Raw genomic sequence first — 26,709 nt, forward strand, 5'->3', positions numbered from 1 at the left:
GCTTCATTCAGGATGAAAAACATCTCGATTTTGCCGGATGTGGGGGCGAAGGAGGTCACGCCAGCATGAGTCTCACGCGTATACCCAGGTCGCCCGAGGTGCTCGAGGCCGAGTGGGAGACGCACCGGCCCGCCGTCTTCGGGGTGGCGTACCGCCTGCTGGGAAGCGTGGCCGACGCGGAGGACATCGCCCAGGACGTGTGGCTGCGGGCGGCCGGAGCGGACCTGCGCGACATCGGCGACCTCCGGGCCTGGCTGGTCACGGTCGCCGCCCGACGGTCGTACGACGTCCTGAAGTCCGCGCGCGCCCGCCGGGAGACCTATGTGGGGCCGTGGCTGCCCGCGCCGTTGCTGACGGGGCCTGACGCGTCGGAGCCGGTGCTCGTCGACGAGTCCGTCGGGTCGGCGATGCTGCTCGTCATGGAGGAACTGAGCCCGCCGGAGCGTGTGGCCTTCATCCTCCACGACGTCTTCGGTCTCGAGTTCAGCCGGATCGCCGACGTGCTGGACGCCTCCGCACCGGCCGCCCGCCAGCTCGCCTCGCGGGCCCGGCGCAAGGTGGCCAAGGCGAGGCACTCCACGCCGCAGGCGACCCGGGCGGAGCGGGAACGGCTGCTCGCAGCGTTCCGCGCCGCGTACGAGGCCGGGGACATGGCCGGGCTGGTGCGGCTCCTCCACCCCGAGGCCGTGTACGTCACGGACGGCGGCGGCGAGGTCTTCACGGCGCGCAAGCTGGTCCACGGCGGCACGCGCATCGCCAAGCTGATGGTGGGGGTGTGGCTCCGGTGGCGTCCGGACCGCGTCGACCTCGTCGAGGTCGGCGGCGAACCCGCGCTCCTGCACCGCCGCGCAGGCCGTGTCTTCTCCGTCGACACGGTGGAGATCGAGGACGGCCTGATCACCGCCTACCGCAGGGTCCTCAACCCGGCGAAGATCGCACACGTCTGACCCGTGCCACCGGACGGCACCCCGCCGCGCGTGACGGCGGACCTTCGACGAGGCTTACCCGGCAGACCACACCCAGAGGGGACATCCATGACCGAGCAGCAGCGCGTGAACATCGGAAAGCAGCACCCGGACAGCTACCAGGCGCTCCTCGCCCTGTCCACGGTGGTGGAGGAGAGCGCCGCCGCGGCAGGCCTCGACCCGCTCCTGGTCGAACTGCTGAAGATCCGCACGTCCCAGATCAACGGCTGTGCGTTCTGCCTGCGGATGCACACGCGCGACGCCCTGAAGAAGGGCGAGAACCCGGACCGGATCGCCGTGCTGCCCGCGTGGGAGGAAGCCGGCTACTTCTCCGGGACCGACCGCGCCGCCCTGCGCCTGACGGAGGCGATCACCCGCGTGCCGGAGGGGCACGTGAGCGACGCGGACTACGAGGCGGCCGCGGCCGTGCTCACCGCCGACCAGGTCTCGGCGGTCGCCTGGCTGGCGACGGTGATGAACGCGTTCAACCGCGTCGCGATCACCAGCCGCTACCGGGTCGCCGGCTGAGCCGCCGCCCGGCGTCCCGGGCGGGGCCGGCCGGTCCGGACGTACGGTTGAGCCATGAGCGCTACACCGGACGACGGTGCTGCTCAGGCGTACGCGAGCACCGCTGCCGACGCCGCCGGGCCGACGTGCCGGGCGGAACTGGACCGGCTGTTGGAGCTCGCCGCGCGGGACACCGGCGCCCACGCGGGCGCGCTGTTCCTGCTGAGCCCCGAAGGACGGTCGCTGCGGCTCGAAGTGACCACGGGGATGCCGGCGGAGTACCTCGCACCCTGGTTCGGGGTGGCCCTGTCCGCCCACATCCCGGTGTCCGACGCGGCGCGCGACAGACGCCTGGTGTGGCTCAGCAAGCCCCAGGAACTCGCCCGTCGTTACCCCCGCACGGCGATCGCCCTGCCGTACCACTTCGCGGTGGCCGCGGCACCGGTCCTCGACGGCTCCGAGACCTGGGGGGCGCTCCTGCTGTTCTGGCCCTGCTGCGACGCCGCCGAGCTCGCCGGACCCAGCCACGAGCGGGTCGCCGCCGCCTGCCGGCGCCTGGGGCGGTTCCTGCGGGACGCCGCGGACGCCGGGCACCCGGTCACCCCCGCGGCGTCCCCGCGGACCCTGGCCCAGCCGCCCGCCCAGGAGTGGGAGCCGTCCGAGGCACAGGCCGCGGCACACTTCGCCGAACGCCTGCCGGGAGGCAGCTGCACCCTCGACCTCGAGGGCAGATTCACCTACCTGAGCGCCACCGCGGCCCGTCTGCTGGGCGGGACCGTCCCCGGTCTCCTCGGCAGACGCCCCTGGCAGGCCCTGTCCTGGTCCACCGACCCCGCCTTCGAGGACCGCTTCCGGGCGGCCGTGGTCAGCCGGCAGCAGGAATCCTTCACGGCGACGGTCCCGCCGGACCGGCGGCTCGCCTTCGATCTCTACCCCGACGCCTCCGGGGTGAGCGTCCGCATCGTGCCCTACGGTCCCGACCGCGTCCGGAACGCGGTGCCCCCCGGCACGGCGGCACCCCGCGGCGCGCCGATCGCCCTGGGCGAGCTCTACCAGGTGCTGCACCTGGCCGCCGCCCTCTCCGAGGCCGTCGGCGTGGGCGACGTGGTCGACCTCGTCGCGGACGAGATGCTGCCGACCTTCCGCGCCCGGACCCTGGCCCTGGCCCTGTTCTCGCCCGTGGACGGCGCCCTGCGGTTCGTCGGCTGCCGGGGCTACAACCCCTGTCCCGCGGAGATGTTCACCGGAGCGGCGCTCACCTCCCCGGCCGCGCTCGGGACCCTCGCCGAGGGCGTGCCGGCCTTCTTCGCCACCTTCGAGGAGATGCTCGGCGCCTATCCGCGCGCCCCCCGCCGGGAGGGCCTGGACGCCTGGGCCTACCTGCCGCTGATCGCCTCCGGCCGGCCCGTGGGCCTGTGCGTCCTCGCCTTCGACCGGCCCCACCGATTCTCCGGCAACCAGCGGACCGTGCTGACCGCACTCGCGGGGCTGATCGCCCAGGCGCTGGAGCGTGCCCGCCTCTACGACACCGTCAAGGAGCTCGCGGAGACCCTGCAGGCGGCCATGCTCCCCGACTCGCTGCCGGACCTCCCCGGACTCGACGTCGCCGCCCGCTACCTGCCGAGCGTCCGGGGCATGGACATCGGCGGCGACTTCTACGACCTGGTCCGGGTCGACGACACCACCGCGGCCGCGGTCATCGGCGACGTCCAGGGCCACCACGTCAGGGCAGCGGCCCTCATGGGCCGGATCCGGCCCGCCATCCGCTCCCAGGCCTTCGCCGGGGCCGCACCGGCGCAGGCCCTGCGCCAGGCCAACCGCCAGTTGCTGGACCTGAACCCGGGCCGCTTCGTCAGCTGCCTCTACGCCCGGCTCGACCTCGCGCGACGCCGGGCCCTCCTGGCCACCGCCGGCCATCCGCCGCCGGTGCTGCGCCACCCGGACGGGCACACGGAGGTCCTCACCGTTCCGCCGGGGGTGCTGCTCGGCATCGACCCCGAGGCGGACTACCCCACCACCGAGATCCCCCTGGAGCCCGGCACCGTCCTCGCCCTGTACACCGACGGACTCGTCGAGACCCCCGGGGTCGACCTCGACGACGCCATGGCCGGGCTCGCCGCCCGCCTCGCCCGTACCGCCCCCCAGCCCATGGACCGGCTCGCCACGGACCTGATCGACCACGCGCGCCGGACCGCCCCCCGCACCGACGACATCGCGCTACTGCTCATCAGGTCCGTCGCCGCCGCGTAACACGCGCTCCAGACACGCCGGGTGACGGATCGTCAGCGGGTGGGGCGCCGTCCGGGTGCCGGCCCGCCGACCGTCCCTGGCCCGCGAGGCGGCCCCCGCCGGTGTGACAGCTGCGCCGGGCGCGACGTGCTGAGCGCGTCGTCCGGCTGAGCAGTAGCGTGGAAGGGGTCCTTGAGCTGCCGATGTCCACGGCGCGCTTGTCCATCGTGAGGTCAGTGACCATGCCGAACAACGAAACCAGCGGGTCCGGACAGGGCCGCTCCGGGGCTGCCGCGGACCAGGTCCCCTGGGAATCGTGCATCACCACGCTGCTGGAACAGGAACCGCCCTTCGTCCCCGAACACCCCCAGGCGATGACCCTGCTCGTGCAGTACCCGCCCGGCTATCCGGGGATCCCCCCGCACCGGCACACCGGTCCCGCGTTCGGGTACGTCATCGAAGGCGAGATGCTCTTCGAGCTGGAGGGCGAGCCGGAGCGCCTCGTGCGGGCAGGCGAGTCGTTCTGGGAGCCCGGCGGCGACGTCATCCACTACCAGGACGGCAACAACCAGGACGACCAACCGCTCCGTTTCGTCGTGGTGATGCTCTGCGAGAAGGGCAAGCCCATGCTCACGTTCGTCGACGACCGGGAACTGGCCGGTCGCCGGGACCGCCGCGCACCGCGACCGTCCTGATCCCGGTCGCCGGTGAGCATCCGGGTCAGGGGCGGCAGCCGCGGCCCGGAATGGGCCATGAACTCCTCGGAGTCCGCCCAGCCGCTCTCCTCGGGCCGGCCTGTCACACCCGTACGGGCCACGTCGTCTCCCTGACGAGACCCGGGAAGACACCCGCCTCGCGGACCACTCCCCCACGCCCTCGAACTTCGACGAGGTTGCTGCGTGCGGCCGCGTTGTGTGGTCTTGTACGAGAGGGAGGATGCCGTATGGACGTGGCCAGCGACGCGGTGCCGATCGCGGTGCTGCTCGACGAGCGCCGGCATCTGCTGGATGTCGCCCACCGCATGTCGGGCAGCCGCAGCGATGCGGAGAGCGTGATCGACGAGACCTATCGCCGGTGGTACGCGCTGTCCGACGCGGAGCGCGCGGCCATCACGTCGCCCCGTGCCTGGCTGTCGACGACCGCGGGCGGCATCTGCCTGGGCGACCCGGGCACGCCCGACGGGCACCGCGGCCCCGGGCGCGACGGCCCGGAGGCGAGGTCGAGGTACGACGAACTCACCGCCATCGCGCGTCGCCGGCTCCAGGCACAGCGCTCCGGTCCGTCGGGCCCGCTGGAGCACGACGCGGCCGTCCGCGCCGTCGGGGAAGCCTGCACGGCGGGCGACGCCGGGCTGCTGGCGTCCGCGCTGTCACCCGACGCCATGGCCGTCTTCGACGGCGGCGGCAAGGTCCGGACACTGGTCCGATCCGTGCACGGAAGCGAGCAGGTCACCCGCAGCCTGCTGACGCTGCTGGGCCCCCACCCGCGCACCACCCTGACCGCCCAGTCCGTGAACAGCCGTACCGGACTCGTGGTGCGCTGCGACCACACCGTGGCCGCGGTCATCAGCCTCGACGTCACCGACCGCCGCGTGGCGCAGGTCTGGGCCGTGCTCAACCCGGAGAAGCTGCGCCGCTGGAACCAGCACCCGGAGCGAACTCCGGGCGCCTGATCCGTCACGTCGGTGCGGGCCGTGTCGTCTCCCTGGCGGGAACGTGATCGCGACGATGCGCCACCGCCCCCGGGCGCCCTCCCGCAGTGCGGCGCCACCGACACGTGCAGACAGAATGGAATTCAAGCGTGACGACGATGCTCGACCGCTATTTCGAGATCGTGGACTCCGCCGACGGCGGCCACTCCCACCTGGACGACCTCAGGGACGTCTTCGCCGAGGACGTGCTGCTGATGCACAGCGGGGACATGGTCCAGGGCCGCGAGCCCGCCGTCGACCTCCACCGGACGCTGGCTGCCGAGTGGAAGGAGTCCACGCACCAGTGGACGGCTTCCGTGGCGGCGGACGGCTCCATCACGGGCACGTGGAGCCGGGCCGGACTGGACGTCCGGGGCAACGGTCGCTCCGGCAGCGGACCGGTCTCCGTCTCCCTGGGCCCGGACGGGCGGATCTCCCGGCTCCACCTGACGCTGACCGCCGGGTCGGACCGCGCCCGGGTGCTCATAGCCAAGCACCTGGAGGTCTGGATGACTCCGGACCCGGCCCGGCGTGCCGAGGTGATGGAGGGCATCTACACCGAGGACATCACGATCATGGAGCCCGACCAGGTTATCGTGGGCCGGGAGGCCATCAACGCGTACATCACCGCCGTGCAGCGTCAGGCGCCGCCGCTGAGCGGCCTCATCACGGGTCACTCCCAGAACCGGGAATTCATCCACTGGGCCTGGGACTTCGGCTTCCCTGGCGGCAAGTCGGCACTGGGATCGGAGATCCTCCAGCTCCACGGGGACCTGATCGAGAAGGTCGTCATCTTCAGCGCCGACATGGACGTCGTCACCGAGGGCCTGCGGTAGCGGCGCTCCGGCACCGGTCCGTGGAAGGCTCCGCGCACGCAGGGTGCAGGCGTGCGCGGAGCCGGCGGCCCGTCCGACCCGCCCGCACGGCGAGGGTCGCCGACCCTCCCGGGGGACACGGCCTGCCCCGTGGGTCCGCGCACCGTGACCGGCGCCGTGGATGCCGTAGTGCCCCTTGGGGCGTATGGTCCGTTTATGGGACCAGAGCGGTGCTGGGGCCGCGGGGCTCTGCGGCACGGACGGACGGCTCGGCGGGCCCGGTACCGCCGGTGGCCTGCCCGCGTGTCCCGGCACGACGGCGACGGGGGCGAACGCGGTGACCCGGCATGACGTGAAACCGTTGACAGGCGGCATGCGGCGCTTCGCCGGCCTGTTCGAGGGTCTCGTCCGGGACACCGACACCGCGGTGGGCATGCTCTACGTGCTCGCGCCGGGGGAGCGGACGCTGGAGCTGGTGGCGTTGTCCGGCACGTCCCGGCGGATCGCCGCCCCGTGGGCACGGATCGCCCTGGACGACGCGGCGCCGGTGGCGCAGGCCGTGCGGGAGCGGTCGCTGGTGTGGGTGGGGAACTCCACGGAGCTGGCGGAACGCTTTCCCCGGGTCGCGCTGGTGGCGCCCTACGAGATCATGCTGGCGGCGGCGCCGATCATGGACGGCGACGTGATGTGGGGCGGCGTGTGCTTGCTGTGGCCGATCTGGCACGCGCCGGTCCTGAGCCCCGGGGAACGGGACACGATCGGCATCTTCTGCGGCAGGTCGGGGCGGCTGCTGAGGCACTACTCGGACCGGGGCCACCCCGTCCTGGCCGGCGCGGACGCGCTGATCCTGCGCGCGGTACGGCGTCGGGAGCCCAGCCGGGCCGAGGCGCTTGCGGCCTACGACTTCGCCGAACGGCTGCCGACCGGGTGCTGTTCGCTGGACCTGGAGGGCCGGGTCAGATTCCTCAACGCCGCGGCGACCGACCTGCTGGGCGTCGGTGCGGCGGACCTGAAGGGCTCACGCCCGTGGGAACGGCTGTTCTGGCTGGACGGCCCGGCGTTCGAGGACGCGTACCGTGCCGCCGTCATCACCAAGCAGACCACCTGGTTCACCGCCCTGCGTCCACCGGACCTGTGGCTGTCCTTCCGGCTCCACCCGGGACCCACCGGGATAAGCGTCAGCATCGCCGGCTCACCGCGGGAGCAGATGGACGCGGCGGAGGAGCCCGTGGTCCCTGCCGGCGTCTGCGGCCCGGTCGGCGCGTCGGCCATGTACCAGTTGATGTACCTGGCCGCGAGGCTCACCGAGGCGGTGGGCGTGCAGGACGTGGTCGACCAGGTCGCCGACCAGCTCATCCCGGCGTTCGAGGCCCAGGGCCTGGTCGTGCTCCTCGCCGAGGGCGGGCGCCTGCGCCTGGCCGGCTACCGCGGCTACACCGACGAGTTCATGGCCCGCATCGACGGAACGCCCCTGACCTCCGGCATCGTCACCGCCCAGGCCCTCAACCGCGCCACCCCGCTGTTCTTCTCCAGCTTCGCCGAACTGCACCGCGCCCACCCGGAGGCCCTGCGCTTCCGGCACAGGGACGCCTGGGCCTTCCTGCCGTTGATCACCTCGGGCCGCCCCGTCGGGCTGCTCGTCCTGTCCTACGACCGGCCCCGGCCCTTCCCGCAGTCCGAGCGCACCGTCCTCGTCGCACTGGCCGGGCTCATCGCACAGGCCATGGACCGCGCCCACCTCTACGACACCAAGCACCAACTCGCCCGCACCCTGCAGGCAGGCCTGCTGCCCAAGGAACTGCCCCGGGTGCCCGGTCTCGACGTCGCCGCCCGCTACCTGCCGGCCGGCCACGGGAGCGACATCGGCGGTGACTTCTACGACCTCATCCACTGCGGACCCCACTGCGCGGCCGTCACCATCGGCGACGTCCAGGGCCACAACCTGCAGGCCGCCGCCCTGATGGGGCAGGTCCGCATCGCCGTCCACGCCTACGCCACCGCCCACTCCTCACCCGGCGACCTGCTGGCCCGGACCAACCGCCTGTTGGCCGACCTGGACCCGGGTCTGTTCACCAGCTGCCTGTTCGTCCACATCGACCTGCAGCGGCAGGTCGCCCGGCTGGCCACCGCCGGTCACCCCCCGCCCCTGATCCGCCATCCCGACGGCCGCGCGGGGATCCTCGGACTCACGCCGGGCCTCCTGCTGGGTATCGCACCGGACGGCGAGTACCCCACCACGGAGATCCCCCTGCCCCCGGGCACGATGCTGGCGATGTACACCGACGGCCTCGTCGAATCCCCCGGCGCCGACGCCGAATTGGCCGCGGCCGACCTGGTGCGGCATCTGGTGGCGGCGGCCGACCAGGGCGTGGACGCCGTTGCGGACAGTCTCCTCGAACACGCCCTGCGGACCGCCCCCGGTACGGACGACACGGCACTGCTGATCGCGGCCCCCTCACCGGCGAACGGAGGATAGGCCCATGACCCCTTGGCGAAGCGAGAGGAAACGCGGCACGGGGAGGGCGGGGCGATGACGGCCGCCGGCTCCCGCGAGTACGACGCGGTCGTCGTCGGGGGCGGCCACAACGGCCTGGTGGCGGCCCTGTACCTGGCGCGGGCGGGGTGGTCGGTGGCCGTGCTGGAGCGCAACGCCGCCGTGGGCGGTGCGATCGCCGGTGGCGAGGTGACGCTGCCCGGGTTCGTGCACGACCTGTACTCCACCAACCAGAACCTCTTCCTCGGCTCCCGGGCGTACGCCGACTTGGGCACCGAACTGGCGCGCCACGGGCTGCGGTTCCGCACCACGGACCGCCCCTACGCCAACGTCTTCCCCGAGGGCCGCAGCCTCCGGGTGTACGGCGACTACGCGCGCACGATGGAGCAGCTCGCGGCCCACGACGCCGGGGACGCCGACGGCTTCGCCGGCCTGTACCGCGAGTACCAGCGGTTCGCGCCGTACCTGTTCGCGCTCTACGGATCCGCGCTGCCGTCGCGGTCGGCGGCACGCCAGGTGCTGAGCCTGCTGCGCCACCACGGCGTGCGGGGCGCGGGCGACCTCGCGCACACGCTGCTCATGAGCACCCGGGAGCTGGGTGAGGTCTGGTTCGCCACGCGCGAGGCGCGGGCGATGGCGGCCTGCTGGGGCATGCACCTGGACTTCGCCCCCGACGTGTCCGGAGGAGCGATGTTCCCCCTCCTGGAACTCTTCGCGGACATGGAGAACGGCATGTCGGTCGTCGAGGGCGGCGCGCAGCGGCTGCCGCAGGCGCTCGCGGCCGTCCTCGCCGACCACGGCGGCGAGGTCCGCACCGGTGTGGAGGTCGAGCGCGTGCTGTGCCGTGACGGACGGGCCGTCGGCGTGCGTACGGCGGACGGCGGCACGATCACCGCGCGGCGCGCGGTGATCGCCAACACCGCTCCGGCCGCGCTGTACCGGCACCTGCTGGAACCGGAGGAGGTGCCGGAGCAGGTGCGCCGTACAGCGGACCGCTTCCTGTACGGCCCGGGCACGCTGATGCTGCACCTCGCGCTCGACGGCCCGCTGCCGTGGGCGGCGGGGGAGGAGCTGGCCGGTTTCGGGTACGTCCATGTGGCGCCGTACGTCGACGACCTGGCGCGCACCTACACCGAGTCCCAGGCGGGGCGGCTGCCCGCGGACCCCCTGCTGATCGTCGGGCAGACCTCTTCCGTGGACCCGACACGCGCCCCCGCGGGCCGCCACGTCGTGTGGATCCAGGTCCGGACGATGCCCACCCGCATCCGTGGTGACGCGGCGGGCACGATCCGGCAGACCCACTGGCCGGATGTCGCCGAGGCGATGACGGACCGGGTACTGGCCAAGCTGGAGCGCTATGCGCCCGGCAGCCGGGCGCGGATCGCCCACGTCACCGCGTACACCCCGCAGGACCTGGAAGCGGCCGATCCCAACCTGGTGGGCGGGGACAGCACCGGGGGCAGCCACCACCTGGCGCAGAACTTCCTGTTCCGGCCGATGCCCGGGCACGGCGGCTACCGCACGGCGGTCCCCGGCCTGTACCTGACCGGTGCCGCGACCTGGCCGGGCGCGGGGACCAACGCCACGTCGGGCCTGCTCGCCGCCCGCCGGGTGCTGAAGGACGCCCGGCGGCGGGTCGGACACCGCCGTGCCCGGACTGACTCAGCGGTGCCGGCGCCGTAGCGGCCGGCAGCCGCATTCCTCGGCCTGCGGTGTGCTCAGGGCGCTGTGGAGGCCGTGCACAGCGGCGTCCAGGCGGGCCGGCGCCGGAAGGCGGGGCAGTTCGAGGGGCGGGGGCGGGGTGACGGTGGCCGCCGAGGCGGCGAGGGCGTCGAAGGCACGCCGGACGCGGGCGGCGTCGTCGGGGCCGGGCCGCGCTTGCGGGGGCAGTGGGCGGGTGGTGGAGATCGCCAGGTAGCCGAGTTGCTGGGTGGCGGCGATGGCAGGCCAGAGCCGGGCGAGTTCGCAGGGGGCGGGGCGTTCGCCGGCGGCGCTGTCGGCGACTGCCCGGAGGTTGATCAGGTCGGTGCGCAGGCGGTGACGGGCCGTGGCGGCGGCGCTGTACCCGGCGTCGTCGCCCGCGGTGAGGTTCAGGTGCCAGGTCGTGCCTTCCGCACGGATGACGTGGGCGAGGGCGCTGGGGAGCCGGACGGTCGAGGTGCGCCGCCAGAGCGTGAGCCCCGCGGCCACGCCGACCGCACAGCCGCACACCGTGTCGAGGAGGCGGGCGGTGACGAGTTGGCTCACGGGCAACGCCGGCTGCGCGGCCTCGGTCAGGAACAGCGACAGGGGGGTGATGAAGGCGACGCCGAGGGCGTAGTTGTGGGCCAGGACGGCTTCCGCGGCGAACTGGGCGAGCATCACTGCCGCCACCAGCGCGGGCGGGCCGGGGTGGAAGGCCAGGACGGCGCCGCCGAGCAGGACCCCGGCGGCGGTGCCGGTGCCGCGTTGCATACCGCGCCGGATCACGGTCGTGACGTTGGCGCCCTGCAGGACGACGATGGCGGCGCCGGAGGCCCAGTAGGGCTGCGCGAGTCCGCACGCGTGGGCGAGCCAGCCGGCGATGACGGCGCCCGATCCGACGCGCAGCGCGGCGGGCAGGACCAGCGAATGCCGTTTCCTGGCCGAGGCGAGCAGCCGTGTGGCGCTGGACGGTTCGAGGAGTTCCCCCTCGTCGTCCGGCGGCGCCCCCGACGCGGCATCGCGTACGGCCTGCTCGACCTCGCCGCGCACCGCGCGACGCACGGCCGGCTCCCCGCCGGGCCCGTGGGCCGGGGGTGGCGGGGGCGTACGCCGGTGGCGGAGGCACTCGGCGGTGCGGCGCAGCCCCGCGGTGAGGTCGCCGGGGAGCGGCGCGGGGGATGTGGCGGCGGCGCGGACGGCGGCGGCGAACACGTGGTGGGCCTGGCGCACGGCCGGTCGCAGCCGTGCCCGGCCGGTCGCCCGGCCCAGGGGCTGGGGCGGGGCCGCGACGGCGTACCAGGCGGTGCGCAGTGCGAGGGCCGCCTGGTGCTGGGCGGCGTCCTGGCGGGGGCCGCCGATCGCTTCGAGGTAGGCGGCGAGCTGGTCGTAGGCGTCGGCGACCGCCCTGGTCTCCGGCCCGTGGCGGTCGATCAGGCATCCCGACATCGAGACCAGCCAGGCGCAGGCGGCACCGGCCACGGTGAGCGTGACCCGCTGCCCGATCGCCGCCGCGTCGACGGGCTGGGGGGTGGACATGGCACAGGCGAGGGCGAAGAGGTAGCCACCCGGTGGCCCGATCCGCAGCGCGTCGCAGACGTAGGTGGCGACCGCGCCGACGAGGCCGATCACGACGGGCGCGAGCCAGATCCTGCCCCCGGCCAGCGACCCGGCGGCGACGGAGAGTACGAACCCCGCCCCCACCCCGGCCAGGAGCACCGCCCGCCTGCCGTAGGGCTCCTTCGCACCGTAGACGGCGGTGAAGGCACCCATCGTGGCGGTCAGCCCCCACGGCAGGTGACCCGTGGCGGCCCCGGCGGTCAGGGGGACGCCGATGCTCACCGCGGCGCGCAGCCCCGCGGCGTACCGGTAGCCGGGCCCGCCGCCGGAGCGCAGGGCGTCGTGCAGGAGGCCACCGGCGCGGCCGGCTGGGAAGTGGGGCAACCTCATGGCCTCCGAACGTCCGAACGGCGATGGAACCCGTGCCCCGCCCGCGCCGTGGGACGAGTCCTACCAGAGCGCCCGGCGTGTCCCGGGGAGGGAGCCGCCCGGCGCGTCCGGCTGCGGCGGGCCGCCGGTGAGGCGGCACGCGGGCGGGGTCAGACGAGGGCCGGGTAGTCGGTGTAGCCCCGCCCGTCGCCGCCGTAGTAGCTCGCCGGCTCTGGGGTGTTGTACGGCCCCCGGGCCTTGATGCGCGTGATGAGGTCGGGGTTGGCGAGGAACGCCCGGCCGAGGGTGACGGCGTCGGCGATGCCCTCCGCGAACACGTCGGCCACGGCCTCGTGGGGCGGGCGCCCGTCGTCGTACTGGGGGTTGAGGACGAGCGTGCCCGGCCAGGCGGCACGGACCTTGCGCGTCAGGTCGCGCCCGGCCTGCTCGCGGGTGTGGACGTAGGCGAGCGGCAGGTCCGACAGGGCGGTCAGCAGGGCGGTGTACAGCTCGGCGGGGTCGTTCTCGACGATGCCCTGATCGGTGCTGCCGGGGGAGATGCGCAGGCCGACGCGCTCGGCGCCGATGGCCTCGGCCACGGCCCTGACGGTCTCGACCACGAAGCGGATGCGGTTCCTGGTGCTGCCGCCCCAGCGGTCCGTGCGCAGGTTGGCGCTGTCGGAGAGGAACTGGTGCAGGAGGTAGCCGGTGGCCGCGTGGAGTTCCACGCCGTCGAAGCCGGCCGCGACGGCGTTGCGCGCCGCCGACACGTGGTCGTCGATGGTCCCGAGGATCTCCGCGTCGGTCAGTTCGCGCGGGACGTCGTGTTCCTTGGCCCCCTCGGCGGTGTACGTGACGCCGGGCGCCTGTACGGCGGAGGGCGCGACCGGGACCAGGCCCGTCAGGTCCCGGTGGCCGATCCGCCCGGCGTGCATGATCTGGGCGAAGATCGTGCCGCCCGCCGCGTGCACGGCGTCGGTCAGGGTGCGCCAGGCGGCCACCTGCTCGTCGCTGTGCAGGCCGGGGGTCGCGATGTAGCCCTGGCCGACCCGGCTGGGCTGGGTGCCCTCGGTGATGATCAGCGCGGCCGCCCCGGCCCGCTGCACGTAGTAGTCGACCATGGCGTCGGTGGCCAGTCCGCCGTCGACGGTCGCGCGGTTGCGCGTCATGGGCGACATGAAGATCCGGTGGGGGACCCTCAGGTCTGTCCTTGTCCGGTGAGGTTGCACCACTCCTGGAGGATAGGGACTATCCATTAGAAAGTGGCTGGCCCTGTCGGCAAGCCGCTATCCATTGGTAAGCTGGCTGGTATGAGCAGCTACGAGCCCGACTTCTGCCCCCGGTACCACCTGGCCGTCGAGATGATCGGCCGCCGGTGGGCGGGGGTGATCCTGCGTGAGCTGCTCCGGGGTGCGACGCACTTCCGTCAGATCAGCGACGCCATCCCCGACATCACCGACAAGCTGCTGTCGGACCGCCTCAAGCGCTTCGAGCAGGAAGGCGTCATCGAACGCCACGTACTCCCGACGACCCCGGTGACCATCGAGTACCGCCTCACCGACAAGGGCCGCGCGCTGGAGGAGGTCGTCCGGGAGATCTCGAAGTGGGCCGAGTCCTGGCTTCCCGCGCAGGACGAGGAGGCTCCCTCCGGCGAGGAGATCCGGCTGACGGCGTGACGGGCCGCGGCGCGCACCGTGCGCCGCGCCCCGTCGCCGCTACCGCTCCAGCGCCTGGCCCCCGACGCCGCCCGTGACGGCGGCACGCAGCGGGACGCCGCGGAAGGCCTGGATGAGGACGATCACGGCACCGGCCGTGATGCACTGATCGGCGAGGTTGAAGATCCCGGAATCGCCGATCTGGATGAAGTCCAGCACGGCTCCCCGGCCGAACCCGGGGGTGCGGAAGACGCGGTCGGCGAGGTTCCCGCCGGCACCCGCGAAGATCAGCCCGAGGCCGGTCGCCCAGCCCGTGGAGCGTACGGAGCCGGCGACCCGCGCGATGGCCACGAGCGCGACGACCGCCACGAGGGTGAAGAGCAGGGTCGCGCGGGGGGCGAAGGAGCCGGCCGCCCCGGAGTTCCGGAAAGCGGTGAAGGTCACCGCGCCACCCAGGGCGTGCCGGGGTTCGTGGCCCTCGACGACCACCGCGGCGATCGCCTTCGTGACCTGGTCCACGGCGAATCCGGCCGCCGCAACCGTCCACAGCAGATACGCCCGCCGCACCGCCCACCTCCTGATCGCTGGTGACTGCACCGAGCGTACGCGCAGCCTCCGGCGGCGCGGCGGGCGACCGCAGCGAGGTTCGGTATCACTCGATACGGTATCGAACGATCAGATGGCTGGTAATGTGCGTACATGACTGCCGACGCCCCTCGTGGAACCAGCGCCCCGCGTGCGACCGACCGACCCGGGGACACCTCCCCGTTCGCCCTGGGGCTGCTGCTGCGCCGCGCGCACTGGCGCGCGGGCGCGGTGATGGGGGAGGCGCTCCGGCCGCTCGGCATCGAGGTGCGGCATTTCGCGGTGCTGATGGTGCTGGTCGACCGCGGACCCACGGTGCAGCGGGACCTGGCCGCGGCGACCGGGTCGGACAAGGCGGGGATCATGCGGGTCGTGGACGACCTGGAGCGCAAGGGGCTCGCCGTGCGCAAATCCGTTCCGGGGGACAGGAGGGTGCGGGCGGTGGAGATCACGCCCGCGGGCGTCGAGCTGTTCGACGCGGCCCACGTGGCGGCGGTGCCCCTGGCCGAGCATCTGGTCGCCGAACTGGGTCCCGGTGAGACCGAGCGGCTGAAGGACCTGCTGACCCGGTTCGCCTATTCCGAAGGCGGCGAGGCGTAAGCCTGCCGTAGCGAAGACCGTCCAGCCGCGTGGCGCGCCCGCCACGCGGCTTTCGTCGTTCACCCGCGGATGGTGCCGGCGCCGGCCGGCGGGATGCGTTCACCATTAGTCGCACATAAGACGGTATCGGGTGATACGGTCGTAGATGTAACGAAAGTGGCCGGGTGGCCCCCGGGGATGCCCGGTGGGCGCGGGAGCGCCCGCCGTCCTGACCGCATCCGCGGGGCCGCCGGGTGCAGGCCCGCTCAACCCCTCCGATGCGGTGCCTTGGCGAAAAGAGGTGGATCATGAGGACTGCTCGTGGCGGGAAACCGCAGTCCATGCCGGCGGCCCTGGCTGCCCTTCCCCGTCCCGTGGCCGCGGCGGTGGGCGCCGGCGGCGTGTTCGGGGCGGCACACGTCGGTGTGGCATACGCGCTGGAAGAGCGCGGATTCGTCCCCGACATGATCGTCGGAACCTCGGTGGGCGCGCTGCTGGGGGCGATCGCGGCCGCCCACCCCGACGGCTCGGCGGCATGGCTGGACAGCGTGTGGACCCAGTTGCGCCGCCGTGAGGTGTACCCGATCGGGTACCCGCCCTCACGGGCCAGCGTCTTCGCCGATCGAGGTCTGCGCCGGCTGATCTCGCGGTCGGGGCTGCCGTCCCGGATCGAGGAACTTCCCATCCCGTTCACCGCGGTCGCCATGGACCTGGACACCGGCGCCCCGGCGCTGCTCGACCACGGAGACCTGGAGTCCGCCCTGCTGGCCAGCGCGGCCGTCCCCGGCATCCTGCCCCCGGTCGATCGCGAGCACAGGACGCTCGTCGACGGCGGAGTGATCGCCTACCTCCCCGTACTGGCGGCCCTGCAGGCCGGGGCGGCCAGCGTCGTGGCGCTGTCGACCGGGCCCGAGAGCTCGCCGCCGGTCCCGGACGCCCGGCGGCGTGGGGCCGGTGCGGTCGCCGCCAGGGCCGGACTGCTGCTGATGCGCCATCAGATCGAGCGCGACCTGCACGAGGTGTCCCGGCACATCCCGACCGTCGTACTGCCGACCGGCGTCGAGACCTGGCCCGCGCCCTGGGACTTCGGCCACTCCGAGCGGCTGATCAGCACCGCGCACCGCACCGCGGGGGACTTCCTCGACGGGCTCAGCACCAGTGGACCGGGCCTGTACCGGACCGACGTCACTCCGCCGGACCCGGCCGGACCGGCCGGGGCAATTCCTCGCGCATCAGGGGGCCTTCTGTGAGCACCATCGCGTTCCTCAACGTCGCCATGCACGGGCGGGTCAACCCGACACTGCCCGTGGTCGCCGAGCTCGTCCGGCGCGGCCACCGCGTCACCTACCACACCTCGGCCGCGTTCCGTGAGGAGATCGAGGCCGCCGGCGCCGAGGTGTACCTCTACCCCGGCGGCGACCAGCCGCTCCCCGATCCGCCGACACCGGTCACGTTGCTGGAGGGGCTCGCCCGCAGTGCCGTCGGCCTGCTGCCCGCGGTGCTCGCCGAACTGCGCCGCATCCGGCCGCACCTGATCGTCCACGACAACGCCTGCCCGTGGGGCGCGGTCGCCGCCCGTGAACTCGGCGTGCCCGCCGCCTCGTCGTTCACCACCTTCGCGTTCAACCGGGACGTGCCGAGCCCCACCCGCGGCTCCTGGGACCTGCTGACCGCCGCGGCGGCCCGCCCACGCAGCGTCCGGGGCTACCTGCGGTCGCGCCAGGACCTGCGCCACCACTACGACACCCACGGGCTGCCCCCGGTCGACCTGGGCAACATCCGCCAGCCCCTGAACCTCGTCTTCACCTCACGGGCGTTCCAGCCCCAGGCCGAACGCTTCGACGGGACCTACCGGTTCGTCGGCCCCAGCATCGGCGCCCGCCCGGCCGACCCCACCTTCCCCACCGGCCGGCTGCGGAACCCCGTGGTGTACGCGTCGCTGGGCACGGTGTTCAACGCCGACCCGCACCTGCTGCGCACCCTCGCCACCGCGCTGGCGACACTGGGGGGCACCACCGTCGTCTCCACCGGACGCACCGACCCCGCCGCGCTGGGCCCGTTGCCGTCCAACGTGCTCGTCCGCCGCTTCGTCCCGCAACCCGAAGTGCTGGACCGCGCCGCGCTGTTCGTCACCCACGGCGGAATGAACAGCGTCAACGAGGCCCTGTACGCCGGGGTTCCGATGCTCGTGGTCCCGCAGGGCGCCGACCAGCCGATGGTGGCCCGTCGCGTCGAGGAACTCGGCGCCGGACTGTCGATCCCCACCCGGGAGGTCACCGGGAACGCGGTGCGTGCCCGGGCGGGACGCCTCGTCCGGGACCCCCGCTTCAGGGCTGCCGCGGCCGCCCTGCGGACCGCCCAGCGGGCGGCCGGCGGACACCTGGGCGCGGCCGACGCACTCGAGCGGTACCTGCAGGCCGCGGGTTCCGCCGACCAGTCGCCGGTCCACGCCCACGTGCGGGGGCGAGGCTGACCCATGTCGCTCCCCGCCATGATCCTGCTGGCCTTCGCCGGGGTGTCCAAAGCCGCCGGGCGCATCCTGCCCCTGGCCGTACGCGGGCCGGGCATGCCGCGCACCCTCGTGGCGGGATCGCTGATCGGCGGTGGCCTCATCGAAGCCGCCGTGCTCGCGGTGTGGCCGCTGAGCGCGGCCACGCTGGCCGAACTGGCACTGTCCGCGCCACCGCCGGGCGCCGGACCGGTGTGGACGCCGGGCCTGGCGGCCCCGCTGCTGCTCGCCGGCGTCCTCGCGTTCCCCTGGCTCGGGCCCTTGCTCCACCTGCTGCTCTTCGCCGGGGTCGGGGCCGGGCTGGCCGGCCGGCTCGCCACGGCCACCGGCCTGGGCTGGTGGGCCGCCACCGGTTGCGTGGCCCTTGCGGGGACCGGGCTGGGTGTGACGGTCGAGGCCGTGCGACGCCTGGTCGTGCGGATCAGCACGACCGAACCGCTGGAGGCGAAGACATGAACGGGTACCTGATGTGCGCGTTCGCGGTCGGCACGGCGCTGATCGCCGAAGCGCTGCTGGCCCGTTACGAGGTGCTGGCCTACGGTGCGCACTGGCGCGCCCCCGTCACCGAACTCCCGGACGGCGTTCCCTACGCACGCGGCGCGGCTCCCGACGGCCACCCCGACGCGTACCTCGTCTACCTGGACGGCATCGGCAAGCGCCGCGTCCGCGACACCCGCGACGGCGGCCGGCTCGTCGCGGCCCTCATCGCCAGGGCGCCGGAACTGCGGGTACTGGGCCAGGTCCAGCCCTACTCGCCCCTCGCGGAGCCCCTTGCCGAGCGGCCGGTATGGGCGTGGCTGCGCCGCCGCGTCGCACTGCTGCTGTTCCTGCACAACGTCGTGCAGATCTTCGTCGCCGCCGACCACCGCTACCGCCCCCTGTACAACCGGGCCGTCGGTCGCCAGATCGCCACCCAGCTCCGGCTCGCCGGCTACCCGCCCGGCAGCGGCACCCCCGTGGTGCTGCTCAGCTACAGCGGCGGGGCCCAGGTCGCGACCGGCGCGGTCGACGAACTGCACGCCCAACTGGGCGCGCCACTTGTGCTGATCACCCTGGGCGGGTTCCACAACGGCGCCAACGACCTCACCCACGCCGAGCACCTGCACCGGCTGACGAGCGCGAGCGACCGCATCGAACGGCTCGGCACCTGGATCTTCCCCCAGCGTTGGCCGCTGGCCCGCGGCAGTGGCTGGAACCGGGCCCGCCGTGCCGGAAAGATCAGCGTGCACCGGCTCGACCCGGCCACGCACGTCGGACCGCTCGGCTACATCAGCCCCACCGCACGGTCGTCCGAAGGCCGCAGTCACCTCGACCGCACCGCCGACACCGTGATCGCGGCCGTGCGCGCCCACCATGTGGCGGAGCCATGAGCGACGGCGCCGGCCGCCGTGCCCGGAGGAGCAACACCAGGACCAGGATCCTCAGGGCCGCGCTCGAACTCTTCGCCGCCAAGGGGTACTCGGGCACCACGTTGCGCGCGATCGCCGGGCGCGCCGACGTGGACCCCGCGATGATCCGCTACTTCTTCGACGGCAAGGACGTCCTCTTCCGGGACGCGGTGTCCTCCCGCATCGACCTGTCCACCCTCTTCGACGGGCCCACGGCCGAGGAGGCGCAAGCCGCTCCCATGAGCCGGGGGGAGCGGTTGGCCCGGACGTTCCTCCCCGTCTGGGAGGACGAGTCGACCCGCCCGGCTCTCGTCGCGGTGTACCGGACCGGCATGTCGGACGGGCCGATCGCCAGGACGCTCCGCGACCGTGTCCAAGCGGCCCTCGCCTCGTGCCTGGGCCGGATCGCCCCGGAGGAGACCGAGCGGTCACCGATGTTCACGTCCTCGGTGTCCGCACAACTGACCGGCCTGGTCATGCTGCGCTACGTCTTCCCGGCGGAACCGCTGGCCTCACTGGACGTCGAGGAGCTGACGAAGCTGTTCGGCCTCGCCGTCGAGCGCGGAACGAGTTGTTCCTGCCAATAGCAGGTGCTCGCGACGTACACCCGGGCCATCACAAACCGCGTTCACCGAGATCCCGAAATTCTCCCGACGCCTCGCCCCGGCCTTCGGGCAATGGCGGCCGAATTTCCCGTTGCCCAAAGGGAAATGTCCGCTCCCGCGGGGCGCCGACCCCCGAGGCGTGTTTTCCCGGCACCTTGACGGGCGACCTGACTTCTTATGGGATTGGCGCCTCTGTCCTGGAACGACGTGAAGGGATGCTCGTGAGAACCAGATCCTTATCGATCGCAGCAGTCGGCGCCCTCATCCTCTGCGGTGCGGCCGTCGCACCCATGGCCCAGGCCCGCGACGCGGGCACGGCCGCCGCCGGAGCGGACACCGTCAAGGTGTACCGCGCGGAAGTGACGAAGAGCCAGATCCCGTTGCTGCTCCAGGCCGGCCAGGACGCGCAGGAGCTGAGCGAGCGGCCGCCGGCGCAGGGCACGGCCTCGGTCGAGGTGTACCTCACCGGTGATCAGGCGGAGGAACTGCGGCGCGAGGGCGTGCGGCTCACCGAGCACACGCTCGGCGCCAAGGCCGAGGCGCGGGTGCAGAACGCGGCCGACAAGGTGTTCCGCCCCTACAGCGGCAAGGGCGGCATCAAGGAGGAGATCCTCGCCACCAACCGCGCGAACCCCGGGCTGACGAAGGTCGTCTCGATCGGCAAGACCACGGGCGGGCAGGACATCCTCGCCCTCAAACTCACCAAGGACGCCGCGAAGTCCAAGGACGGCTCGAAGCCCTCCGTGCTGTACATGTCCAACCAGCACGCACGCGAGTGGATCACGCCGGAGATGACCCGCCGGCTGATGCACCACTACCTGGACAACTACCGCACCGACAAGCGGATCAAGAAGCTCGTCGACTCCACCGAGCTGTGGTTCCTGATATCCGCGAACCCGGACGGCTACGACTACACCTTCCAGAGCGACGACACCCGCCTGTGGCGCAAGAACCTGCGGGACAACAACGGCGACGGCGTCATCACCGCGGGCGACGGCGTCGACCTGAACCGCAACTTCGCCTACAAGTGGGGCTACGACAACGAGGGTTCGTCCCCGAACCCGGCCAGCGAGACCTACCGCGGCGCCGGCCCGAACTCCGAGCCGGAGACGCGGGCGCTGGACGCGTTCCAGAAGCGCATCGACTTCACGTACGGCATCAACTACCACTCCGCCGCCGAGCTGCTGCTCTACGGGGTCGGTTGGCAGGTGGCCACGGACACCCCCGACGACGTCCTGTACAGGTCACTGGCCGGCACGCCGGACAACTCCGCCATCCCCGGCTACCACCCGCAGGTGTCGTCCGAGCTGTACACCACCAACGGCGAGGCCGACGGTCACGCGTCCAACGCGAACGGCCTGGCGATGTTCACGCCCGAGATGTCGACGTGCCAGACCGCGTCCGACATCGACCCGGACGACCAGTGGGTGGCCTCCGACTGCCAGTCGGGGTTCAACTTCCCCGACGACGAGAAGCTGATCGAGCAGGAGTTCGAGAAGAACGTCCCGTTCGCGCTCTCCGTGGCCGAGACGGCCTCCCACCCCGACGTCCCCTCCTCCTCCGTGGGCCTGGACGCCGCCGACTTCACCCCGGGGTCCTTCACGACCTCCTACGCGCGCGGCAACGACCAGGAGGTCGCGGTCGTCGCCCGAAAGTCACTGCGCGGCAAGGAGCTCAACTACCGCGTCAACGGCGGCCGCACGAAGGACGAGGCGCTGCGCTACTGGCGGGGCGGCGAGACCTACGGCGGTGAGGACAACCTCTACTTCGACGAGTACCGCGCGAAGGTCCGCGACGGGGACGTCGGCGACAAGGTCGAGGTGTGGTTCACCGCCCGGACCAAGAGCGGCAAGAAGGTCTCCAGCGACCACTTCACCTACACCGTGGCCGCCCGTCCCTCGGCCGACACCCTCGTCGTCGCCGAGGAAGGCGCACCCGCCACGCAGACCACGGCGTACGTCGAGGCCCTGAAGGCGAACGGCCACCGTGCGGCCGTGTGGGACGTCGCCACCCAGGGCGCGCCCGACGCGCTCGGGGTCCTCGCGCACTTCCGCACCGTCGTGCACTACACGGGCGCGGCCCTGCCGGGCAATCCCACCCAGCTCGAACTGCGCGCCTACCTCAACGAGGGCGGCAAGCTGATCGAGGCGGGCGAGCGGGCGGGCGGCAACGTGGCCCTGGCCGACGGCACGCCCTCGAACGACTTCAGCCAGTACTACCTGGGCGCGTACTCGCGCACGTCGACCACCGGGGCCACCGGCTTCGGCGGCACGGGCGCACTGGCCGGCTTCACCGGTCCGCTCGGCGCCGCCACAGGCAACCCGCTGGACACGGCGGGCACCTACCGGGTGACCTCCGACTGGCTGGCGCCCGCCACCTTCCCGACGTTCGCGAGCAAGGGAGCCGGCCGCTACACCGGTTCCGTCGGCTCGGACGCGCCCTACGCGGGCTCGTACATGGCGGCCGCCGTCCACACCGACGACGCCTACAACCGGCTCACCCGGACGATCGACCTCACCGGCGTGAGCGCGGCCGACTCGCCCACCCTCCGCTCCCGCCTGCTGTGGAGCACCGAGCCCGGCTACGACAACGCGATCCTGGAGGTCCACACCGTCGGCGCCGACGACTGGACCACGCTCCCCGAGGCCGGTGGCGCCACCAGCACCACCGTGCCCGCCGAGTGCGAGGCCGGGTTCTACATCGGCGAGCACCCGTGGCTGACGCACTACCTGACCCCGGGCGCGGACGGCTGCAAGGCGACCGGCACCTCGGGCGCCTGGAACAGCTTCACGGGCGCGTCCCAGGGCTGGCAGCCGGTGAACTTCGACCTGAGCGCCTACGCGGGCAAGAAGGTCGAGGTCTCGCTCAGCTACGTCACCGACCCGGGCTCCGGCGGCCAGGGCGTCCAGGCCGACGAGACCTCGCTGGTCATCGGCGGCGCGGTCACCGAGACCGAGGGCTTCGAGACCTCCCTCGGCCCCTGGACCGTCACCGGCCCGCCCGCGGGCAGCCCGCCGGCCCAGCGGGACTGGGTGCGCACCGGCCCGCTGACGCAGGGTGCCGTCACGACGGACGACACCGTGCTGCTGGGCTTCGGGCTCGAGCACGTCACCTCGGCGTCCGACCGCGCGACACTGGTCCGTCAGGCACTCAAGGCACTCCGCCGATGACGCCCGGGCGTCCTCCGGACCGAGCGTGGCGGACGCCGGCCGGTGAACCAGGCGGCCCGTACCCCTTGTGGGTACGGGCCGCCTTTTGCTTCGTCGGCACGCGGTGCGGGCGATATCCACGACCGAGCCATTGCGCGGCAATTCGGAAGCAAAAAGCGAACGCTTAGTAAGTGGCTCCTGCACGTGTGTCGCCCGGGATTGACGGCCCGCGATCCGAACGCGCCACCGCCTGGCGCCGTTCGGGCTGGTCACCCCGGGTTCGGGAGCCGTCGGTGGGCCTGGCAGGATGAGGGACCGGCTGGCGCGAATCCGGAAATTCCTTCTGTATGCGCGTGAGCAGGGATAGGTTCACCAAAAAGTAGTGAGGGAAGTCTTGTGAGGAATCGAGTCCAGCGACTGGCGCTCCCGCTCTCCGCGACCTTGACGGCGGTCGTGGTCGCCGGCTGCGGTTCGGGAGGGTCGGACGGCGAGGCCTCCGGGAAGTCCGTCACGATGGGGATCACGGACAAGGTGACGGCCGTTGATCCGGCCGCCGGTTATGACGTCGGTTCCTGGATCGTGTTCAACAACGTCTTCCAGTCGCTGCTGAGCTTCCCCAGGGGCGCCACCAAGCCCGAGCCCGAGGCCGCGGAGAGCTGCAAGTTCACCGACGCGGAAAGCAAGACGTTCGACTGCACGCTGCGGCAGGGTCTGAAGTTCAGCAACGGCGAGGCGCTGACGTCGCAGGACGTGAAGTACTCCTTCGAGCGCACCATCAAGATCAATGACGAGAACGGTCCGGCGGTGCTGCTGGACGCGATCAAGACGATCGACACGCCCTCGCCGGAGCGGGTGGTGTTCCACCTGAAGTACTCCGACGCGACGTTCCCGATGAAGATCGCCTCGGGTGCGGGGTCGATCGTGGACCACACGCAGTACCCGGCGGACGAGCTCCGCACGGACGACAAGGCGACCGGTTCCGGCCCGTACAAGCTGGACTCCTACGAGGCCGGCAAGCAGGCGGTGTTCTCGGTCAACGGGGACTACCGGGGCACGGCGCAGATCCGTAACTCCGGCATGACGATGAAGTTCTTCGGTGACGAGCCGGCGCTGAAGGAGGCGGTGGAGGACGGGTCGGTGGACCTGGCCTACCGTGGTCTTGACTCGGCCGATATCGCCTCGCTGCAGGCCAGTTCGATAGCCGGCGACACCGGGATCCAGGTGGTGGAGGGCACCGGCGCCGAGGTCCAGCACCTGGTGTTCAACCTCAAGGACCCGGTGGTGGGCGACAGGGCCGTGCGGCGCGCGGTGGCGTATCTGATCGACCGCAAGGCGTTCATCCGGGACGTCTACCAGCGCACCGCGACCCCGCTGTACTCGATCGTGCCGGCCGGTATCACCGGTCACAACACCGCGTTCTTCGACCGCTACGGCGAGGGCGGCGACCGGGCCGGGGCGCAGGCCGTGCTGGCGCAGGCGGGGATCACGAGCAAGGTGTCGTTCACGCTGTGGGCGACGCCGGTGCGGTTCGGGCCGGGCACGGTGGCGGAGCTGAAGGCGATCGCCAAGCAGCTCAACGACAGCGGGCTGTTCGACGTGGACGTCAAGAGCGCCGACGCCGACCGGTACGCCAAGGACATCGAGGCCGGCAAGTACGCGGTGTACGTGCGCGGCTGGGTGCCGGACTACCCGGACCCGGACAACTTCACCGCCCCGTTCTTCGGTGACGGCAACGTGCTGTCCAACAACTACGTCAACAAGAAGATCACCGGCGAGCTGATCCCGCGCACCGCCGCCGAGGACGGCCGCGCCGCGACCAGCGCCGACTTCGAGGAACTGCAGGGCACGGTCGCCGACGACGTCCCGATCATCCCGCTGTGGCAGGGCAAGCAGTACGTGGTGTCCAAGGACAACATCAACGGCCTGGAGTGGACCCTCGACCCGTCCACCATCTTCCGCTTCTGGGAGATCCAGAAGGGTGTGACCCAGTAGCCGGACGACGATGCGCGCAGCCGCGGCGGCCACGCCCCCTCACGGCCGCCGCGTCCGTGCCGCCGTAGCGGCGGATCTCCTCGCGGCCCCCGCTCGCGGCCCCGGCCCTGGCGGGGCCGAACGGTGGCGATGCTGGGCAGGCCTTGCCGCGCACGCATAGACTCTTGCTCATGACGCAAGACGATGGTGATCTGGACAGCCTGGTACGCAAGCGCATCCGCGCCCTGCGCGTGGCCCAGGGCTGGTCCCTGGAGGACCTGGCCGCGCGCGCCAACGTCAGTCAGTCCACGCTCTCCCGCATCGAGAACGGGCAGCGGCGCCTGGCACTGGACCAGCTCGTCACCCTCGCCCGCGCCCTGGACACCTCCCTGGACCAGTTGGTGGAGACCGCGTCGGACGACGTCGTCTCGCACCCCACGGTGGACCGGGCGCGCGGGCAGATGCGCTGGCCCGTCAAGGCGGAACCCGGCATGACCGTCATCCGGCAGCGCATGACGAACCCGCCGCCCGACCAACCCTCGGGCATGCGCGCCCACCCCGGCCGTGAATGGCTCGTCGTCCTGTCCGGGACCGCGGTCCTGCTCCTGGGCAACCGCCGCCTGCGGATCGAGACCAACCAGGCGGCGGAGTTCCCCACGATGCTCCCGCACGCCATCGGGGCCGAGGGCGGACCCTGCGAGATCCTGGGCATCTTCGACCGCGACGCCCGCCGCGGCCACCAGCGCGGCGAGCCCACCGGCAAGGCGAGACCGTGACGGTTTGCGCCTGCCGCAGCGCGGCCGGGCATCGCCTTGCGCATTCCGGAAGCCGCGGGGCCGCCCGCGGACCGCTCACCTAGCGTGGGCGCCATGAATCACCCCCACCCGCACGCAGCGGACCATGCCGCGCCCCACGTCCACGAGCACGACACGGCCGTTCAGGCGGAGATCCTCGACCTGGACGCCGAAGTGCTCGCCGAACACAACGCGTCCATCACGGCCTGGCTGCCCGTCGAGACCAGCCCCCGCCGCATCGTGGACCTGGGCTGCGGGACGGGAGCGGGAACCCTCGCCCTCCTTCGGCGCTTCCCCGCGGCACAGGTGACGGCCGTCGACTCCTCGGCCCCGCACCTGCGCCGCCTGCAGGCCAAGGCAGCCGCAGCCGGAGTGGCCGACCGCGTGCACCTGGTCGAGGCCGACCTCGACGCGGCGGCCTGGCCCGATCTCGGCACCCCGGAACTGGTGTGGGCCTCGGCCTCCCTGCACCACATGACCGAGCCCGACCGGACCCTGCGCCAGGTCAACGACCTGCTCGCCCCGGGCGGACTGTTCGCCGTCGTCGAGCTGGCCGGCTTCCCCCGCTTCCTGCCCGGGGACGCCCCGCGGGACGCCCCGGGCCTGGAGGAGCGCTGCCATGCCGCACTCGACCACCACCACGCCGAGCGCATCCCCCACCGCGGCGCCGACTGGGGGACCAAGCTGACGAAGGCCGGCTTCACCATCGAGGGCGAACGGACCCTGACCATCGACGTCGCCCCGCCCCCCACCGACACCGTCCGCCGCTACGCACTCAGCAGCCTGCGCCGCATGCGCACCACCGTCGCCTCCGCCCTGACGGCGGGCGACCTGACCGCCCTCGACCGGCTGCTCGACGCCGACGGTCCCGACGGCATCCCGCGCCGCACCGACGTGGGCGTCCGTACCGAGCGCTCGGTCTGGGCGGCCCGCCGGGCGTGACCCGCTGCCGCTGAACACCGTCACGTGTGCCGCTGAACACCCTCACCTGTGCCGCCGCGGTCCGGCGGTACCCAAGTGGTCCAGGTGCCACGGTGCCGGGCACTGCACGGACGGGCAAAGGCCTGTGCACGACGGGGCAAGGGGCTCGGCCGTACTCCTCCCTACGGTCGAGTTGTCCCGTCACGAGTGGGACGCCAATGCGCGGTTCCGGGGCCGCTCGCGG

22 protein-coding genes are annotated in these 26,709 nt (G+C 72.7%); 19 read left to right on the top strand and 3 right to left on the bottom strand.

The features are described from left to right. Positions 1-65: 65 nt before the first annotated feature. From sigJ to AC1VWI_RS41535, 8 genes are all read left to right on the top strand, one after another. Positions 66-947, top strand: coding sequence for an RNA polymerase sigma factor SigJ (sigJ, locus tag AC1VWI_RS41500; protein WP_499516231.1), 882 nt, complete (start codon positions 66-68; stop codon positions 945-947). An 87-nt stretch (positions 948-1,034) separates the two neighbouring features. Continuing rightward, on the top strand, positions 1,035-1,493 hold the full coding sequence (locus AC1VWI_RS41505; RefSeq protein ID WP_499516232.1) for a carboxymuconolactone decarboxylase family protein: 459 nt from the start codon (positions 1,035-1,037) through the stop codon (positions 1,491-1,493). Between the two features lie 54 nt (positions 1,494-1,547). Beyond that, positions 1,548-3,722, top strand: a complete 2,175-nt coding sequence (locus tag AC1VWI_RS41510; RefSeq protein WP_499516233.1) for a SpoIIE family protein phosphatase — start codon at positions 1,548-1,550, stop codon at positions 3,720-3,722. Positions 3,723-3,943: 221 nt separating this feature from the next. Beyond that, positions 3,944-4,396 carry a cupin domain-containing protein gene (locus AC1VWI_RS41515; protein ID WP_499516234.1) on the top strand — a complete coding sequence of 151 codons (453 nt, stop codon included), beginning with the start codon at positions 3,944-3,946 and terminating at the stop codon, positions 4,394-4,396. Between the two features lie 248 nt (positions 4,397-4,644). Further along, the gene (locus tag AC1VWI_RS41520) at positions 4,645-5,373 is read left to right on the top strand and encodes a sigma-70 family RNA polymerase sigma factor family protein (RefSeq protein WP_499516235.1); all 729 of its coding nucleotides are present in this window, start codon (positions 4,645-4,647) and stop codon (positions 5,371-5,373) included. Between the two features lie 128 nt (positions 5,374-5,501). Further along, positions 5,502-6,227 (top strand): hypothetical protein, encoded by a 726-nt coding sequence (locus AC1VWI_RS41525; RefSeq protein WP_499516236.1) that lies wholly within the window; start codon positions 5,502-5,504, stop codon positions 6,225-6,227. Between the two features lie 331 nt (positions 6,228-6,558). Next, positions 6,559-8,682 carry a SpoIIE family protein phosphatase gene (locus tag AC1VWI_RS41530; protein ID WP_499516237.1) on the top strand — a complete coding sequence of 708 codons (2,124 nt, stop codon included), beginning with the start codon at positions 6,559-6,561 and terminating at the stop codon, positions 8,680-8,682. A 54-nt stretch (positions 8,683-8,736) separates the two neighbouring features. Then, a complete protein-coding gene (locus AC1VWI_RS41535; RefSeq protein WP_499516238.1) occupies positions 8,737-10,383 on the top strand; it encodes a phytoene desaturase family protein in 1,647 nt (548 codons plus the stop codon). Here the strand turns inward: AC1VWI_RS41535 and AC1VWI_RS41540 are convergent. After that, positions 10,363-12,330, bottom strand: a complete 1,968-nt coding sequence (locus tag AC1VWI_RS41540; RefSeq protein WP_499516239.1) for an FUSC family protein — start codon at positions 12,328-12,330, stop codon at positions 10,363-10,365. The genes AC1VWI_RS41535 and AC1VWI_RS41540 overlap by 21 nt on opposite strands. A gap of 149 nt (positions 12,331-12,479) precedes the next feature. Further along, positions 12,480-13,565, bottom strand: a complete 1,086-nt coding sequence (locus AC1VWI_RS41545; protein ID WP_499516240.1) for an alkene reductase — start codon at positions 13,563-13,565, stop codon at positions 12,480-12,482. Positions 13,566-13,619: 54 nt separating this feature from the next. Between AC1VWI_RS41545 and AC1VWI_RS41550 the strand changes: the two genes are divergently transcribed. Then, positions 13,620-13,985, top strand: coding sequence for a winged helix-turn-helix transcriptional regulator (locus AC1VWI_RS41550; protein ID WP_499516241.1), 366 nt, complete (start codon positions 13,620-13,622; stop codon positions 13,983-13,985). Positions 13,986-14,024: 39 nt separating this feature from the next. Here AC1VWI_RS41550 and AC1VWI_RS41555 read toward each other — a convergent pair whose 3' ends face one another. Continuing rightward, positions 14,025-14,531: a signal peptidase II gene (locus AC1VWI_RS41555; RefSeq protein ID WP_499516242.1), complete on the bottom strand. Its 507-nt coding sequence runs from the start codon at positions 14,529-14,531 to the stop codon at positions 14,025-14,027. A 132-nt stretch (positions 14,532-14,663) separates the two neighbouring features. Here AC1VWI_RS41555 and AC1VWI_RS41560 point away from each other — a divergent pair, with 132 nt between their 5' ends. The 10 genes from AC1VWI_RS41560 to AC1VWI_RS41605 all read left to right on the top strand — a co-directional run bounded on the left by AC1VWI_RS41560 (position 14,664) and on the right by AC1VWI_RS41605 (position 26,486). Further along, entirely contained in the window at positions 14,664-15,149 is a 486-nt protein-coding gene (locus tag AC1VWI_RS41560) for a MarR family winged helix-turn-helix transcriptional regulator (protein ID WP_499516243.1), read from the top strand. 287 nt (positions 15,150-15,436) lie between these two features. Further along, entirely contained in the window at positions 15,437-16,378 is a 942-nt protein-coding gene (locus AC1VWI_RS41565) for a patatin-like phospholipase family protein (protein ID WP_499516244.1), read from the top strand. Beyond that, positions 16,375-17,601: a macrolide family glycosyltransferase gene (locus AC1VWI_RS41570; protein WP_499516245.1), complete on the top strand. Its 1,227-nt coding sequence runs from the start codon at positions 16,375-16,377 to the stop codon at positions 17,599-17,601. Before AC1VWI_RS41565 ends, AC1VWI_RS41570 begins: the two co-directional genes overlap by 4 nt. Before the next feature lie 3 nt (positions 17,602-17,604). Then, positions 17,605-18,093 carry a hypothetical protein gene (locus tag AC1VWI_RS41575; protein WP_499516246.1) on the top strand — a complete coding sequence of 163 codons (489 nt, stop codon included), beginning with the start codon at positions 17,605-17,607 and terminating at the stop codon, positions 18,091-18,093. Further along, the gene (locus tag AC1VWI_RS41580; protein WP_499516247.1) at positions 18,090-19,007 is read left to right on the top strand and encodes a hypothetical protein; all 918 of its coding nucleotides are present in this window, start codon (positions 18,090-18,092) and stop codon (positions 19,005-19,007) included. Before AC1VWI_RS41575 ends, AC1VWI_RS41580 begins: the two co-directional genes overlap by 4 nt. Further along, positions 19,004-19,612, top strand: a complete 609-nt coding sequence (locus AC1VWI_RS41585; protein ID WP_499516248.1) for a TetR/AcrR family transcriptional regulator — start codon at positions 19,004-19,006, stop codon at positions 19,610-19,612. The genes AC1VWI_RS41580 and AC1VWI_RS41585 overlap by 4 nt, the downstream gene beginning before the upstream one ends. A gap of 239 nt (positions 19,613-19,851) precedes the next feature. Then, on the top strand, positions 19,852-22,800 hold the full coding sequence (locus tag AC1VWI_RS41590; RefSeq protein ID WP_499516249.1) for a M14 family metallopeptidase: 2,949 nt from the start codon (positions 19,852-19,854) through the stop codon (positions 22,798-22,800). A gap of 375 nt (positions 22,801-23,175) precedes the next feature. Next, positions 23,176-24,771, top strand: coding sequence for an ABC transporter substrate-binding protein (locus AC1VWI_RS41595; RefSeq protein ID WP_499516250.1), 1,596 nt, complete (start codon positions 23,176-23,178; stop codon positions 24,769-24,771). Between the two features lie 170 nt (positions 24,772-24,941). Further along, positions 24,942-25,526, top strand: a complete 585-nt coding sequence (locus AC1VWI_RS41600) for a helix-turn-helix domain-containing protein (protein WP_499516251.1) — start codon at positions 24,942-24,944, stop codon at positions 25,524-25,526. Positions 25,527-25,619: 93 nt separating this feature from the next. Then, positions 25,620-26,486, top strand: a complete 867-nt coding sequence (locus AC1VWI_RS41605; RefSeq protein WP_499516252.1) for a class I SAM-dependent methyltransferase — start codon at positions 25,620-25,622, stop codon at positions 26,484-26,486. Positions 26,487-26,709 lie beyond the last annotated feature (223 nt).

Source organism: Streptomyces sp. TOM-9, from assembly GCF_056858595.1.